Source organism: Enterococcus mundtii (genome assembly GCF_013394305.1).
In the GTDB taxonomy this organism is placed as follows: domain Bacteria; phylum Bacillota; class Bacilli; order Lactobacillales; family Enterococcaceae; genus Enterococcus_B; species Enterococcus_B pernyi.
The window spans coordinates 2,328,643-2,344,707 of the sequence record NZ_AP019810.1 but is presented as its reverse complement, the minus strand read 5'-3'; the positions used below and the strand labels follow the sequence as shown (position 1 = coordinate 2,344,707).

Sequence of the window (16,065 nt, the reverse complement as noted above, 5' to 3'; positions counted from 1 at the left end):
TCCCCTACACTTCCAGCGTTTCCGAAACGCTCATTATTTTTCCTTCGGTATCTGTTAATAAATCCATGAATACTTGCGGATCTTGTTCAATGACAGGAAAGGTATTGTAATGGATCGGCACGACTTTCTTCGCTTTGATTCGCTTCGCCGCACGAGCCGCATCCTCAGGTCCCATTGTATAATTGTCGCCAATCGGTAAAAAGGCTACATCGATCATAAACTGTTCACCTAAGAGCGCTAAGTCGCTAAAATCTGCGGTATCACCCGCATGATAAATCGTCTTCCCATCTGCTTGGATCAGAATACCACTAGGCTCTCCCATATAACGCGAAACACCATCGATTTCAATACTTGAACTATGCTGTGCATGGACAAATTTGACTGTGCCAAAAGGAAACTCCCTTTTGCCACCGATATTCATCCCAAAAGAGTTTGCTCCTTGCTGTTGTGCATAATCAGCGATTTCGACAATACTGATGATGGTCGCCTCATTGTTCTTCGCAATCGGCAACATGTCTCCAATATGATCAGCATGTCCATGGGTGATCAATATCCAGTCCGTCTGGACTTCATCCACTTTTAAATCAGTCATAGGATTCCCAGTAATAAATGGATCTATCAGCACTTGCTGGCCATTTTGCATTTCAAGAGAAATACAAGAATGTCCATGATAAGTAATCTTCATCTTCTCACTCCTCAACATTTCGGTCACTGACTCTTTCGTTTTCGTTTCGAACATTTACACAATTAGTAGTACAGTATATCCTATTCAATTGTAACAGATAATACAGGTTGTACCAAGTATCAAGTGAGCGTGTACTTACGACTGAATCCCCAGATAAAAGAATGTTTCGTCTATAATTGACAGTTTCTGTTTAGTGTTTGATTTCTGTGAATAAATCTAGAATGACTACGAATCTGTAATAATACTCAAAATAAAAAATACCCATAGTAGAAACTAAGACGCCAGTTTCTACTATAGGTATTTTTATTACAGTTTAGATGCCTTATAAGGCTTACAAGATTGAATAAATCCGCAACACTTTTTTAGATAGAGGAGTGATAAAAAAAAACGAAGTTTGCTAACTATTTTGATAATTTCTTCTTTTCCAGTTTAGTGATGGAGAAATTTTTTTAAGATATTCTCGGCATTTAGCAGACCATAATCTTTCATGTCTATCACTTCAATAACCTTTGTAGGATAATCTTTTACGATACTTTCTCGCATAGAAGAAAGCTCTGGAGATAATAGAATAACATCGGCAGCCTTTGCATACTGATCTAACTTAGAAATGCTATGCATGTCAACATGCACAAGTAAATGTTGTTTTTTTGCTAGGTTGTTCATCTTTGTTATTAACAAATTGGTATAAAGGGTACTATCTGTACTCATTGAAGTTACGCCAAAAACGATGATCTGTTTCTCTTTCATTTGATTATTTTCCAAAACAAGTTCCTTTTCCATTACAGACACTTCCACCTTTCCATAATATATCCAATGCTCTTACTGCTATAAAATAAAAGCTATACCAAACATATTCATTATCTGAACATCTTTTGATACAGCTTTTCATTTTTTATCTTTTGCCGCGACGTTGTGTCGCTTCCATGATGACTGGTAAAATCACTGGGCGGCGTTTGGTTTGTTCAAACAAATAGCGACCTAATTGATCACGTATTTCTTGTTTCAGCTTGCTCCACTCGAAATCATCGCTTTCTAAATGTTTGCCTACAATGGTTTCGATCATGTTGCTACTTTCATTGATCAAATCACGACTTGCTTTGACATAAACAAATCCTCGTGAAGTGATTTGCGGTTTTGAGACAATTTTCTTTTCGCGACGACTAATTGTCACTACTGCAACAAAAATACCGTCTTCAGATAAGATTTTACGATCGCGTAAGACGATGTTTCCAATATCGCCAACACCTAGTCCGTCGATCATGACATTTTCAGCACTTGTCGTACCTGCCACACTCATCCGCTTGTTTTTATATTCTAAAATATCCCCACGTCCTGTGATATAGATATTTTTATAGGGGATACCTACTGCACGGGCTAAGTCTGCATGGGCAGCTAGTTCACGGTATTCTCCTTGAACTGGGATGAAATATTTAGGTTTCATGAAGTTCAACATCAATTGTAAGTCATTTGGATTTGCATGACCGGAAACCCGCAGGTTGTCAGAGATTTGTTTGACTATTCCACCTGCTCGGTAAATGATGTCTTCTGTCTTAGCAACCATTGTTTCCATCGCAATACTTGGTGTCGTTGTGATATAAACAAGATCGCCTTCTTTGATCTTGATATGGCGATGCGCGCCATTCGCCATTTTTTGTAAAGACTTGATTGGTTCACCCATCCGGCCTGTTTCCAAAATGATCAGTTCTTCAGGCTCATAGTTTTTCATATCTTTTAATGTGACCAATAGGTCTTCACTTGGTAATTGAAGTTTTTCTAAGCGCATAGCTGTTCGGATGATCCGTTCAAAGTCTTGCCCAGTCAACACAACCTTACGTCCTGCTTTAGCAGCGGCGTCTAAGATTTGTTGGACGCGTTGAAGATTACTTGCAACACAAGCAACGATGATCCGTCCTTCCCAATATTTGATCGTATCAAATACTTCATCAGCAATTTGGAACTCAGAAGCAACAGGGGTCGCGTTTTCTGCATTTGCTGACTCACTTAGTAAAGCTAACACGCCTTCTTTCCCAATCTCTGCTAAACGAGCGTAATCCGTTTGGTACATTGGGATCGCCATTTGGTCAAATTTGAAATCACCCGTATAAACGATATTTCCTTCTTGGGTTTTTAAATTGATCCCAACTGAATCTGGAATCGTATGGGTGGTGCGGAAGAAGCTAACGATCGTTTCACCGAAATCGATCTCTGTATGCTCATCTACCACATGAAAATCTTTGAATCCTTTTGCAGCATCATTGCGATTGACATTCAATTTTGCCAATTCGATCGTCAATTCAGTTCCGAACACAGGTACAGAAATCTTTGACAATAAATAAGGCAACGCCCCAATCGCATCTGCGTGACCATGTGTCAGAAAGACACCTGCTACACGATCGACATTATCTTCTAAATACGTAAAATCAGGAATCACAACGTCAATCCCTAATAATTCGTTTTCAGGATATTTCAGACCACAGTCTAAAACAAAAATAGCTTCCCCTACTTCTGCAATGTACAAATTTTTTCCGTTTTCGCGTACACCGCCTAAAGGGATAATCTTAATGGTACTCACAAATTTCACCTCTTCTTATGACATCTTCATTTTGACGATGTCGATTCTCTATTTTATTTAAAACGATCCAATTTCTGAGTGCCTCGTTTTCGGATGATTTCATTAGATAATCAAATCTATCTTAATCTTACAGGCGTTTAGGATCTTTTTTTGACACAAAAAAATCGGGATTGCTTCAGCTGCTCGATCAACTGCTCCACATCATTATACAACAAATCAAACAAATCGCTAGCATGTACGATTGTTTCTGTCTTCATGTTTTTCCCAGACCATTTTTTCTTCTTTTGTTTTAGAAGATACTTCGTCTATTTTAACATAAATTACTCAATAACTATAGAATGTTTTTCATTTCCTGCTCCATTTGATCTGTTTTTAGCTTTCAACTGTTTGTATTCGTGGCCACTTTTTAAGGTAGGCTTAAGCTACTCCCTTTATTCTATTTTTTGTACTCATTTCGAAAGGAGATCGAACCAATGAATTTTTTCAAACGAGCATTAAAAAGTACAAAAGTAAAATGGGGGCGTTCTTTACTATTATTAGCAGTTTTTACAGCAATCCTTGTCTTCGTTCTTGCTGGACTAACCATACGTAGTGCGGCACAAGAAGCAGCAGAGCAAGCTCAAAAAGATGTCGGTGCGACGGTCACTTTAAGTGCAAATCGTGAAGCGGCTTTTCAAAAACAAACAGTGGCAACTGATACTGAATCCGGTGGACGACCAGATCCTGGAAGTTTCTCCCTCACACCTGTTTCAGTCAGCGATGCAGAAAAGATCGCAGCACTAGATAATGTAGCAAGTTTTTCCTTCGAAAGCTCTGCATCAGCTTTAGCCAATAGCGGGATCACTGCCATTTCAAGCTCTGATACCTCAGAAACATCCGAAGAAACTGATACTGCAACTGATGCTGCACCAAACGGTGAAAACATGGGTGGAGCTATGGGAGGTGGCAAACCTCAAATGATCCAAGCAGATTTTCAAATCAGCGGGGTATCCAATACAGCCCAAACCAGTGGCTTTACAGATGGCACAGCTAAAATCATCGAAGGAGAAGGAATCACTGATAGCGACAAAGATACGAACAATGTTGTGATCGACTCTACTTTAGCTAGTGCGAATGACTTATCCGTAGGAGATACTTTCATAATTACTAGCACGGAAGACGAAGAAACAACTTATGAAATGACGATCAAAGGAATCTATCAGTCAAGTGAAACAAGTAGTAGCATGGGAATGAATTTCAATTTCATGAATCCAGCGAACACTTTGTATACTTATTATACGTTTGCCAATACATTGAATGGCTCGACAGAAGATGACACAATCGATTCTGCGGTTTATACGCTGACCGATCCTAATAAAATGACAGACTTTATCAATGAAGCAGAAAACCTGATCGATACTTCAACGTTCAGTCTTCAATCAAACGATACCATGTTCCAAGCAATGCTTGAACCACTTAACAACGTGGCCAGTTTTTCACAAAATGTCGTTTTACTCGTTGCGGTTGCTGGAATCATTATTTTGACTTTGATCATCATGATCACGATTCGTGAGCGTCGCCATGAACTAGGGGTATTGCTTTCATTAGGTGAATCCAGAAGCAAAATCGTCCTTCAATTGTTTGCAGAAGTGGCCATATGTATGATCGTCGCGTTAGGTGTGGCTTCATTCAGTGGAAATGTCGTTGCAAATGCTGTCGGTCAACAGTTGCTTGATCAACAAACTGAAACGTCAACCGACTCACCTGCCGAGCAACAAGGAGAGCAGATGCCTGGTGGTGGCAATCGTGGACCTGGCGGACAACCAGGTGGAACTAGTAATCCATTTACCGTTTCGGAGCAAGTAAGCGACCTTGAAATCACTGTTCAACCAGCTCAACTTGGCCTACTAGCAGCTGTTGCATTTGGGATCAGCTTACTCTCAGTTTTTCTAGCCTCCATCGGCATACTACGATTAAATCCACGAAAAATTTTATTAAACTAAAGGAGGAATTGGATGTTACGTACAGAAAACTTGGGCTTCTGGTATCAGAATCCAACAGAAGCACTTTATAAAGATGTGAATCTATCCTTTGAAAAAGGAAAAATGTACGCCATATTAGGGGCTAGTGGTTCAGGAAAGACGACCTTTCTTTCGTTGATTTCAGGACTTGATACACCAAAAGAAGGGACTGTTTATTATGAAGAGCGAGCTTTAGCTAAAATAGGCCTACGGAATTATCGCAAAAATGATGTATCCATTATTTTTCAAGCGTACAACTTATTGCCTTACCTTTCCGCTCTTGATAACGTCATTACCGCCATGGAAATTTCAAATACTCCTCAAAAAGAGTATCGCCAAGTAGCACTTGATCGCTTGGCACGCGTTGGGATAAATGAAACACTTGCAAAACAACAAGTCACTAAATTATCTGGGGGACAACAACAACGCGTAGCGATCGTCCGAGCGATTTGTTGCGAACATCAGTTGATCATTGCGGATGAACCAACAGGAAACCTTGATGAAACGACTTCACAAGAAATCGTTCAACTCTTCCAAGAAATCGCCCATGAGCAAGATCGCTGTATCATCATTGTGACACACGAACTAGAAGTGGCTAAAAAATGTGATGAAGTTTTTGAATTAAAAAATAAAACATTCGCGTCCATTGCCATTGGATAACCGCTAAAAAAAAGCGTCCACCTTATTGGTAGGACGCTTTTTTTTAAGAATTTACAAGTAGACTATTTATGGTCTTTTTTTGAAAATTTTTCTTTTACATCTTCAAAGCCTTCTTTGATTTCATCGCCGATATTACGAGCTTTACTCTTGATATCCGCACCTACAGATTGGGCTTTACCTTCTGTTTCTTTACTTCTATCGCCTGTTGCTTTTCCATAGGCTTCTTTGCCTTCACCTGCAACTTTGTCTTTCAAATCTTTAGAGCGTCCTTCTAAATCTGCCATGATATTTCCTCCTCTAAAATTTGTCTTTGTAACTACTTTTAGAGTAACACCAATTATAAAAACAAACAAACAGAATGCTTATTGTGTTATTTAGTTGTTAAGAATTTGCTCAAATGTTCCCCAAACTTTCACTTGTTTTTCTTGGACCATGATGGTGCCATTAGCGATCACCGTATCGATTTCTAAGGTTTCTTTATCAAGTAGACAAAGATCTGCATCTTTACCAACAGCGATTCTTCCCTTTTGGTCCAGTTTAAGGACTCTTGCAGGATTGGACGTCACAGCTCGTAAGGCAATCTCTAAAGGAATGTCTTCTTTTTGAACGGCTTCTTTGATGCCCACCAGTAAGGATTTCGCACTACCGACGCCCATACCGATAAAATGGTTCTCTTGGTCAAAATATGGGAGACTACCTTGTCCATCGGAGGTCAAGGTGAAGTTATCAAGAGAGACTTGTGCTTCCAATAACTGCTTCAATGCTTTACTGAAACGAACTTCACCATCGGTCTTTTCCCAAAAATCAGGATCTTCACTTGCAGTGAAATCGATCGTTCCACCTTTTTTCGCAAATTCGATACATGCAGCTAATAATTCAGTTGTCCGATTCGCATGCGTCGGATAAAACTGAGTAATAGGGATTTCTGTTTCTTCAACCACACGATTCAATAGTTCCAATTTTCGACTTCCGCCACCTAAATGGACATTCACGATCCCTGCTTTACCTGATAACATGCCCCCAACACGAGCATCCGCCACTGACCGAGCAAACTCATCGAATGTTGGCTGAGAAGAGCGATGATCAGAGACAGCGATTTCTCCGATCCCAATGATCTTATCAATGGTAAGAAAATCTTTGATCAATGAATCAGTCACCGTTTTGACCGGCAACCGATAAGAACCAACATAAACATACGTAGTCAATCCTTCTGCCTCTAACCCTCTTGCTTTACTGATCAAAGCAGTCGTATCTCGACCCTCGCCATCTGTCCCGATACAACCTACGACTGTTGTCACTCCTGCTGTCGTTAATTGACTAAGTGTGACTTCTGGCGTGCGATTATGATAGCCTCCTTCGCCGCCGCCACCTAAAATATGGAAATGGGCATCAATAAAACCTGGGGTCAAGAGTTTTCCTTCTCCTGAAATTTCTTCCACGATCAATTCTTCGTAACCGCCGGATAGTTGATCTTCCAAGGCAACAATCTTATTTCCTGCCACTAATACGTCCTTCTTACCAAGATATTCTGGTGCATAGACATCGATTTGTCGAATGAGTTTCATATCTGATCTTCTCCTTTATAAAATAGTCTTTACCTTTTAGAACACTCAAAAGGTTGTTTAATAAGCAATCCATCGCTCTTTCGGAAATAAGCGAGAAAATCCAAAAATATGAAGATACTTTCGGGTTTTCTCGCTTATTGTCTCAGAGTTACGTATCGGTTAGCATAACTTCTTTGATTGCTATAAATCAGTTCTTATTTGTTTTATTGAAGTCCGATCGCGATTGCAATCATAATGAAGATCGTTCCTAAAACAAAGAAGAATCCTTGCATTTTGATTTGGAATCGTGCCCATTTTGCCCATTCGATCCGTGCCACACCTAAGACACCAATCAAGCTAGCAGAAACCGGCGTGAACGCATCCATGAATCCTGAACCTAATTGATAAGCTAATACAGCCACTTGACGAGAGACACCTACTAAATCAGCCAACGGTGCCATGATTGGCATCGTCAATGCCGCTTGTCCAGAATTTGAAGTGACGACTAAGTTGAACAAACTTTGGAATACGTACATCGCCCATGCCCCGATAACTGCCGGCACACCAGTCAGTGCTGTTCCAATACCATGTAAGATCGTATTAAGCGCAGAAGGTACAGAAGCATCTGATCCACCTAATACAAGTAAGATTCCTTTTGCCATCCCAACAACGATCGCTGTTCCAGCTAGATCTGCTGCTCCAGATTGGAAAGAAGAGGCGATATCATTGACCGTCATACCGTCCAATTTGAATAAAACAGCAATGATCCCTGCAACGAGTCCCATAACAAAAAATTGAGAGGCGATTTCTGGGATATAATAGCCTTTTTGTGTGACTCCCCAAACGATCCAAACTAAAACGATCAACATTTCGCCTAAAATCAATTTATGGCCTAGTGTAAATGGTTTTTGTTCATCGGATGTTTTCTTCAAGTGGTTACGGAAGTATTCATCAGATTTATACGTTAATGAACTTTCCGGATTCTTCCGAACTTTTTCGCCATAGATCATTAAGTAACCAGCCGATAACGCAGTCACGACGACCCACATGATCAATCGGAAGGTGGCGCCTGATAAGACTGGAATACCTGCAATCCCTTGAGCAACGGCGACACTGAACGGACTCATCCATGACGTGGCATTCCCGACTTGTGACGCCACATAGGTGACTGTGACGGCGACGATTGAATCATAGCCTAAGGCAATCACAAAAGGTACCATGACCATTGAGAATGGAATGACTTCTTCAGCCATACCGAACGTTGCGCCTCCAAATGAAAAAGCAAAGAATAAGAGCGGTAAAGCTAAACGTTCTAGACCACGTGTCTTATTGATAAAAGCATAAATACCTGCATCGATGGCACCCGTTCGCATAATGATCCCGAATGCACCACCCACGACTAAAATAAGTGCAGCAATCCCGACTGCTGAACCATATTTATCACCTGATACTAGACCTTCAAAAACGAAGTTTAAAAAGCCGAAACCACCGAAATCATCGGTCCCCCATAGTTTTGCTGTTTTATGCAATTTCTTTGAGGTGTCATAGATGTCTTCACCATATTCATCGTATAAAACATCATCTGTCAGTGAGATTTCATCTAGTTTCTCCTGGGTCAAGTTTTTCTCACCAGCTGCCAAGACTTCTTCTAATCCTTCTTCAGGAACAGCTAGCTTTTCTCTTTCCTTTGGATCATTTTGTAATTCTTCCAGTTGATCAAATACAAAAGCCTTATCTAATTCATAAGCATAACGAAACGAATCTTGGCGTAATACTGTTCTGGTACTGGTTTCTCCATTTGCATCTTTGTATTCTATATCTTGCGTACTGAATCTCCCAGCTGGTACGATAAACGTTAATAACCAGGCAAGTACAACTACACCAAAAATAATGACATACGTATGCGGTGTCGTCATTTTGGTAAAGTCTCGTTTTTTCTTTACTGAAGAATTTTTTCTCTTCAAAACTCGTTCTTCCTTTCTTGCTACGTTTTTGTCAATAATGAATAAGCAAATAGATTATACAGTAAAATGTTCTATACCACATGAATAAACAATTAAAATAATCTATTGATTTTAGTTATCATCAAGACACATTTTAATAAAAACGCTGGTTTCAAAGCCATAGTACCTATAAAAATGGATTAAAATTCTTTTTTTATTTTTACAATGTCGCTATTTCCGACTATTTATTTTCATTTCTAATTACGTATAAACAAAGATTTTTTAGCGATTAACAAATATTTATACATTTTCTTCCTCGCTCCTTTCCTATTTGAATCGATGTTTTTGATTGAATTTCTGCCTCTCTCTTCCTCTCTTTTTATTTTCATTAGGTATCTTCATTGCAATATTCATAACAAATGTACTATAATTGGAGTGTAAAGAGTTTTGGGGAAGACTCTTTCATCAACGTGTATAAAGAGACAAGAAAGAATCTTCATGATTCTTTCTTGTCTCTTTTTCGGACTCTTAACCTTCTCGCTTTAGTGACTCTCCAACAAATAATACACTGAAAAATAAACGATCTGCTGTAATAGGATTAAGGTTGCTAAGGAAGCTGCACCACATATAGCTGGCTCAAATTTAGGAACCGTAAGGACGGCATCATCTATCGTTGCATAGTTATCTAATACTAGATCTGCATATTCATATAAGCGCAAACCACTACTATGTCTTGACTTGATACTTCGGGATAAGTCAAATCCGGTGATCACGATCAATAGATACCCTTGTTCTTTGACCCATTCCGCCAGTTCAATGATTGCAGGATTTCTACCTTCATTTGATAAGAAAAGAAAAATATCTTCGGGTTGCGCATTGATTTGTTCAATGATTGCTTGGCCAGTTCCTTCCAGCGACTCATAAATCCCCGCTGCGGGATGTTCAATCAACTGAGTTGGCAAGATTTTTGGACATTGTTGCCAAAATTCATAGGCAGTGCCTTGTAAGGTACGGCTAGCAAAAATATGTAAACATCCTCCTCGATGAATCTGTGTAGCGATCCAACGACCCGCTTGTTCCATCAAGGGTTCCTCGATCCTTAATTTTTGTTCAAGTTTTTGACAATAATCAAAATAGGGTAAGCTCATTCTTTTCTCCTCTTCTTCTGCTATTTCAGAATAGAGATAACTATCAAAAAGAAAAATACAAAAAGATGAGACGAAGCAATTGCTCAGTCTCATCTTTACCTTAACCACTTATTCATTACAATCAAGCAAAAGATCTGATGTAGCAGCATCTTGATGTTCTTCGGCTTCAGTGTAAAAGATAGGAACGATGTATCGCTAAAAGCAAGTCTTTAAAACGGATTAAACAAACTTCTCGCTTGAATATACATCTGTTTTGACATAGTAAATAAACTGCCCCGCTTCCTCCGCTTTTTAGATTCATAAGGTAGAAAATCTTCCTTAAATCAGGTACAATAAATGCGGTCGGTGCGCTGCATCGACTATGGCAAAATGATCGGTCAGGGTGTATACGTGTGACTGGTCATTCCTTGATAGTTAGTTGCCGCTAACTATCAAGGAGCCTTTTTTTTAGTTATTTCTATCTGCATCTATTGTAAGGAAAGTGCGAAACAAGTGCAAGTATCAAAATATCAGCGGTCAGATCTTGTCCGTCTTTCTGAGACATCCTTTGAGCGGTTCGGAGAAGCCGCATGTTTGCCTTTTTTGACGACATGAAATCTTTTGAGTAGATACGGGATATAGGCAAAAAGGTACAGCAAAAGAAAAGCTGCCGCAAAAAGAAATGCCTGTTGATCTCCCCACAAAAGAACGATGATCAAACTACCGATCGCCACTGTTGCTAAGTACCAAATAAAAATCAAAAAGGTTTCTTTTATTCTGACCATATAAAACATCGTAAACAAACTAATAAATAATACTGGCAGTAAAAACAGCCAATTATTTCCCTCCATCAACCATTTCAATCCATCAAGAAACGTTTGTGCAATGTTGATTAGAATCCCCATGTAAGCAATACACCTCATTTACTATTCTTTTCTCAAGATTTTATTTCTCTAATTGTTAAGTTTTTAGTCCAGAGAATGACTTAGATCAATGAGGTATTGTTTCAGCTGCTCGCTGATTTCAGGATGACCTAAACCGTATTCGATACTTGTTTTTAGATAACCAAATTTATCACCGACATCATATCTAGAGCCTTTGAATACTCTCGCATATACGGGTTGCTTTTTATTTAATTCATCAATTGCATCCGTCAATTGAACCTCATTTCCAGCTCCAGGTTTTTGTGTTTCTAATAATTCAAAAATTTCTGGTGTCAATAAGTAGCGTCCAATAATCGCTAAATCACTCGGAGCTTGTTCAGGTGTTGGTTTTTCGACGAATCGTTTCACTTCATACAAGCCTTCAGATTCTTTTGTTTCTGGATCGATGATCCCATATTTTGACGTGTCTTCATGAGGAACTTTCATGACTGCTACAGTCGAACCTTTTGTTTTCTCGTAATCTAAGATCAATTGTTTTGTCAGTGGAATCTCATCTTCCATCAAATCGTCCCCAAGCATAACGATGAATGGTTCATCTCCAACAAAAGTTTTCGCTTGTAATACCGCATGACCTAGTCCTAAAGGATGGGACTGACGGATAAAGTGGAGATTGACATTCGTTGTTTCTTCGACTAATTTTAGCAAGTCGATTTTATTTTTTTCTTGTAGATTCAATTCTAATTCGATATTCGAATCAAAATGGTCTTCAATCGGTCGTTTTTCTTTTCCGGTAACGATCAAAATATCTTCGATCCCCGAAGCTAAAGCTTCCTCTACGATAAATTGGATCGTTGGTTTATCAACGATCGGCAACATTTCTTTTGCCATTGCCTTTGTAGCAGGTAAAAAACGTGTACCTAGACCTGCTGCAGGAATGACTGCTTTTCTTACGATTTTATTCTCCATATGCGTATTTATATACTCCATTCTGTTGATTTACTGAAATTCGTTTTCCATCTTGCCATCACGCAACATGATTTCTTTTGCTGCTTGTTTGATATCCTTCCCTTGATAAAGGACCTGATAGATTGTTTGAGTGATGGGCATTTCTACACCTAGTTGATCAGCAAGTTCAACCGCCGCTTTTGTTGTCGATACACCCTCCACGATCATTCCCATATTCTCTAGGATTTGGTCTAATTTCTGTCCTTCACCTAACATATGACCCGCGCGCCAATTTCGTGAATGGACACTGGTACAAGTGACGATCAGATCACCAACACCGCTCAATCCAATAAAGGTCAAAGGGTTCGCGCCCATTGCTACACCGAGACGACTGATTTCAGCTAATCCTCTTGTCATGATCGCCGCTTTCGCATTGTCACCAAAACCAAGACCGTGGATCGCGCCGGCACCGATTGCAATGATATTCTTCAATGCTGCACCTGTTTCCACACCGATCACATCATTATTTGTATAGATTCGGAAATAATCATTCATAAATAATTCTTGCACATAAGTAGCTGCTTTTTGATCAACACTTGCAGCAGTAATCGTTGTGATATCGTGGACTGCCACTTCCTCTGCATGACTAGGTCCCGACAAAACAACGATGGATTGACGTTTTTCTTCTGGGATTTCTTCAGCAATCACTTCTGAGATCCGCTTATGCGTGTCTTGTTCTAATCCTTTACTTGCATGGATGATCACTGGTTTTGTCGTTAAATGTTGTAGCAATTCTTGTGCTACAGCACGGATTGCTTTCGTCGGTACGACAAATAATACTGCATCTACCTCTTTGACAGCTTCAGCCAATTCTGTGTAACCGATGATTGATTCTGGTAAATGTAACTCAGGTAAATAGTGTTTATTCGTATGATACGTATTGATTTCTGTGATTTGTTCTGGAACATTCCCCCAGATACGGACGTCATGTCCATTTTCTGCTAAGGTTTGAGCTAAAGCAGTTCCCCAAGAGCCAGGGCCTAATACTGCAATTTTTTGTTTCATGGAAATTCCTCCAAAATTCATAGTTAGTTTCTATTATAGTATAGATTAACAAAATACTGGACTTATTTTCATTGTTTTTAGCTTTTGTTTAAGAAGAGGTCGAGATATAAGTGTTTCGAAGTGGCTACTTTTTAGATGGTGTGAGAGGTCAAATGCCCCAGAAACATTTTATTCAGCCATTTTATTTCTTGATCTACCTTAAATAGAAATTATAATGTTGCAATACCATACAAGATGTTTTTTGGTCTATTCCAATGATATAGTCTATTTATCAACAGTCGAACTAAAGGAGGTGCATCTTATGTGGTCAGTTACTCCACCAATGTAAGTGCAAGTTTCAAGAATAGACAAAATCCTCAAGAATAAAAAACGAAAATCGTCGTTTAATAAGCGATTTTCGTTTTTTTATTTATTTTTCTAAAAATCAGCTGTCTCTATCCATCTCTTCTATTTATCGTAATTCTTTCTCGATGATTTTTTTATACATAGCAATATCATAACCAAACAATTATGTTTCTTAAAAAATAAAAAAAGCCCTCTAAAAAGAGGACTTGGAATTTTTATAATAGTTGTTATAATATATGTTTTTTTCATGTTCTGTTATACAAACATAAATAAATAATTGAATTTTTATCATGCGTTTGCCCAATTGCTAAGATTCTCGTTATACATGCACGAAAATCTTAACAATACTGAGCAAATCACTTATTCGTTGATTGATTCAGCATCAACGATTGCTTCATTAATAAAAACGGGTATGGATCGATTAGCCAATCAATTCCCAAGGTCCCCATTGTTCAGTTCCAGGCTCATTGCCTCGTGTCCACCATTTTGCACGATATGTGTTTCCTTTGTGTGTCACGATATCACCTAAATCATAAATTGTATCTGCATCCCATGCTTCTGCTGATGGTGCATCCGCCGTTGTCACAACTAATGCTTTGCTTTCTTCTGAAATGTTGCCCGCTTCGTCAAATGCTTTTACTGTATAAGAATACTCCGTATTAGCTGTTAATCCTGCGTCACTAAATGTATTTGTTTCTGTTTCTCCTACTTGCTCACCATCACGGTAAACATAGTAACCTACTACACCCACGTTATCTGTTGATTGTGTCCATGATAAAGAAACACTCTTGTCACTAATTGATGAAGCCGTAATGTTCAATGGTACTGATGGAGCTTCTAAGTCTGCTGGTGGCTCTTCTAATGTAGAGATCACTAATGCTTTACTTTCTTCTGAAACGTTACCAGCTGCATCAAATGCTTTCACTGTATAAGTGTATTCTGTGCTGGCAGTCAATTTTGTGTCTGTATAAGCATTGTTTGTTGCTCTACCAATTTGTTCGCCATCACGATAAATGTAATAACCTGCTACGCCACGATCATCTGTTGATTTTGTCCATGATAAAGCAACAGTTGAATGTGTTGCTGTGCCTGCTAGATTTGTTGGTTGTGATGGTTTTTCTGTATCAGGTGTTTTTTCTTGGAATAGATCCTGATAAGACTTCGCAAATGATTCATTGTACTCGACACCAGCTGAGTTTCTTCCTTCATCCCAGTTGATACTCCAAGTCATCAAACCTTTTAATGGTGTTTGATCTTTTTCCATTTGTTCGAATACATCGTAAACTTTTGATGGTTCTTTTACAAAACCATTTGCTGCTGCATCTACGTTTGCTGGAATACCTAAAGCTAAGCGATTCGCTGGGATTTGGATAAACCCACCGCTTCCTTCGTTGAAAGCTTTTGAAATTCCATATAAGAATTCAAATTTTTTGCTATCATTATTTTGAGCGATCCATTCAGTTCCAACACTTATACCGTCACCTGCTTGGTTGTATAACTGTGGTGCAATAAAATCATATTCTTGTTCTAAAGCAGTAATGTATGGTACATATTTACCTTGTGTTCTTAAATATGGAAACTCTGGCGCCATGGAGATAATGAAATGTTTTTGTTCTTTCTCAAAATGCGCACGGACAATCTTCAAAGCATCTGGAATTACTGTTTTATTGTCGCCTGCATCTACTGCGGTTTGTTCTAAATCGATATCTAAGCCATCAAATCCATAAACTTCAACCAAACGGATGATTTCATCGGCAAAGGCTTGTTCTTCCCCTTTATGTAATTCAATATGTGAATCTGCACCACCAAGTGAAATAATGACCACACGATTTTCAGCATTCAAAGTGGCTACTTTTTGTCTAAATTCAGTATCTGACATATTGTAAGGTTTGAATGTTGGGATACCTTCTCCTTTCATGAATGACACAGCAATCACATTATAAAAAGGATTTACTTTTGCCAAATCAGTATCTGCCGGACGGCCACCTTGGTAACCAGCACCTTGTTCAGGCACCCAATTATGATAATAACCTACTGAAACTTGGCGATTTGAGATATCTGGCATCGTATCTGCTGCATCTGCTGCAAACACATCTGTTCCGCCTCCAAACAAACAACCTAAAAGACCAACTGAGAATAATAAACTTTTCTTATTCATTTTTTCCCTCCTAAATTTGTATTACAGAAGAGATTAAAACATATTTTATCCTTCAAAATTTTTTTTGTTTGGTATTGCAACAAAATAACTTTCCAAACAAAAAAATCGCACTTTTTTAACAAAAGGGCGCACATATG

Annotated in this window: 13 protein-coding genes; 2 read left to right on the top strand and 11 right to left on the bottom strand. The window is 38.8% G+C overall.

Features of this window, described 5'->3' with window-relative positions; translation table 11 throughout:
* Window positions 1-4: 4 nt before the first annotated feature.
* From HZ311_RS11150 to HZ311_RS11140, 3 genes are all read right to left on the bottom strand, one after another.
* Window positions 5-685, bottom strand: a complete 681-nt coding sequence (locus HZ311_RS11150; protein ID WP_023519237.1) for a metal-dependent hydrolase — start codon at window positions 683-685, stop codon at window positions 5-7.
* Window positions 686-1,114: 429 nt separating this feature from the next.
* Window positions 1,115-1,465: a PTS sugar transporter subunit IIB gene (locus HZ311_RS11145; protein ID WP_023519236.1), complete on the bottom strand. Its 351-nt coding sequence runs from the start codon at window positions 1,463-1,465 to the stop codon at window positions 1,115-1,117.
* 112 nt (window positions 1,466-1,577) lie between these two features.
* Window positions 1,578-3,257, bottom strand: a complete 1,680-nt coding sequence (locus tag HZ311_RS11140; protein WP_178946666.1) for a ribonuclease J — start codon at window positions 3,255-3,257, stop codon at window positions 1,578-1,580.
* 473 nt (window positions 3,258-3,730) lie between these two features.
* On the opposite strand from HZ311_RS11140, the gene HZ311_RS11135 reads away from it, so the two are divergent.
* The gene (locus HZ311_RS11135; protein WP_178946665.1) at window positions 3,731-5,239 is read left to right on the top strand and encodes an ABC transporter permease; all 1,509 of its coding nucleotides are present in this window, start codon (window positions 3,731-3,733) and stop codon (window positions 5,237-5,239) included.
* Window positions 5,240-5,251: 12 nt separating this feature from the next.
* The gene (locus HZ311_RS11130) at window positions 5,252-5,917 is read left to right on the top strand and encodes an ABC transporter ATP-binding protein (RefSeq protein WP_010736117.1); all 666 of its coding nucleotides are present in this window, start codon (window positions 5,252-5,254) and stop codon (window positions 5,915-5,917) included.
* Between the two features lie 62 nt (window positions 5,918-5,979).
* Here the strand turns inward: HZ311_RS11130 and HZ311_RS11125 are convergent, their stop codons facing one another.
* The 8 genes from HZ311_RS11125 to HZ311_RS11090 form a co-directional block, all read right to left on the bottom strand.
* Window positions 5,980-6,201, bottom strand: coding sequence for a CsbD family protein (locus tag HZ311_RS11125; protein WP_010736118.1), 222 nt, complete (start codon window positions 6,199-6,201; stop codon window positions 5,980-5,982).
* Between the two features lie 90 nt (window positions 6,202-6,291).
* Complete coding sequence (gene iadA / locus HZ311_RS11120) at window positions 6,292-7,482, bottom strand: beta-aspartyl-peptidase (RefSeq protein WP_023519234.1); 1,191 nt, start codon at window positions 7,480-7,482, stop codon at window positions 6,292-6,294.
* A gap of 203 nt (window positions 7,483-7,685) precedes the next feature.
* Window positions 7,686-9,425, bottom strand: a complete 1,740-nt coding sequence (yfcC, locus tag HZ311_RS11115; RefSeq protein ID WP_019722929.1) for a putative basic amino acid antiporter YfcC — start codon at window positions 9,423-9,425, stop codon at window positions 7,686-7,688.
* A gap of 521 nt (window positions 9,426-9,946) precedes the next feature.
* Window positions 9,947-10,552: an SIS domain-containing protein gene (locus tag HZ311_RS11110; RefSeq protein WP_010736121.1), complete on the bottom strand. Its 606-nt coding sequence runs from the start codon at window positions 10,550-10,552 to the stop codon at window positions 9,947-9,949.
* 509 nt (window positions 10,553-11,061) lie between these two features.
* On the bottom strand, window positions 11,062-11,436 hold the full coding sequence (locus HZ311_RS11105) for a hypothetical protein (RefSeq protein ID WP_010736122.1): 375 nt from the start codon (window positions 11,434-11,436) through the stop codon (window positions 11,062-11,064).
* A gap of 63 nt (window positions 11,437-11,499) precedes the next feature.
* Entirely contained in the window at window positions 11,500-12,381 is an 882-nt protein-coding gene (gene galU / locus HZ311_RS11100) for a UTP--glucose-1-phosphate uridylyltransferase GalU (protein ID WP_010736123.1), read from the bottom strand.
* A gap of 30 nt (window positions 12,382-12,411) precedes the next feature.
* Entirely contained in the window at window positions 12,412-13,425 is a 1,014-nt protein-coding gene (locus HZ311_RS11095) for an NAD(P)H-dependent glycerol-3-phosphate dehydrogenase (RefSeq protein ID WP_010736124.1), read from the bottom strand.
* A 766-nt stretch (window positions 13,426-14,191) separates the two neighbouring features.
* Window positions 14,192-15,928 carry a fibronectin type III domain-containing protein gene (locus tag HZ311_RS11090; RefSeq protein WP_153830493.1) on the bottom strand — a complete coding sequence of 579 codons (1,737 nt, stop codon included), beginning with the start codon at window positions 15,926-15,928 and terminating at the stop codon, window positions 14,192-14,194.
* Between the last annotated feature and the right edge of the window lie 137 nt (window positions 15,929-16,065).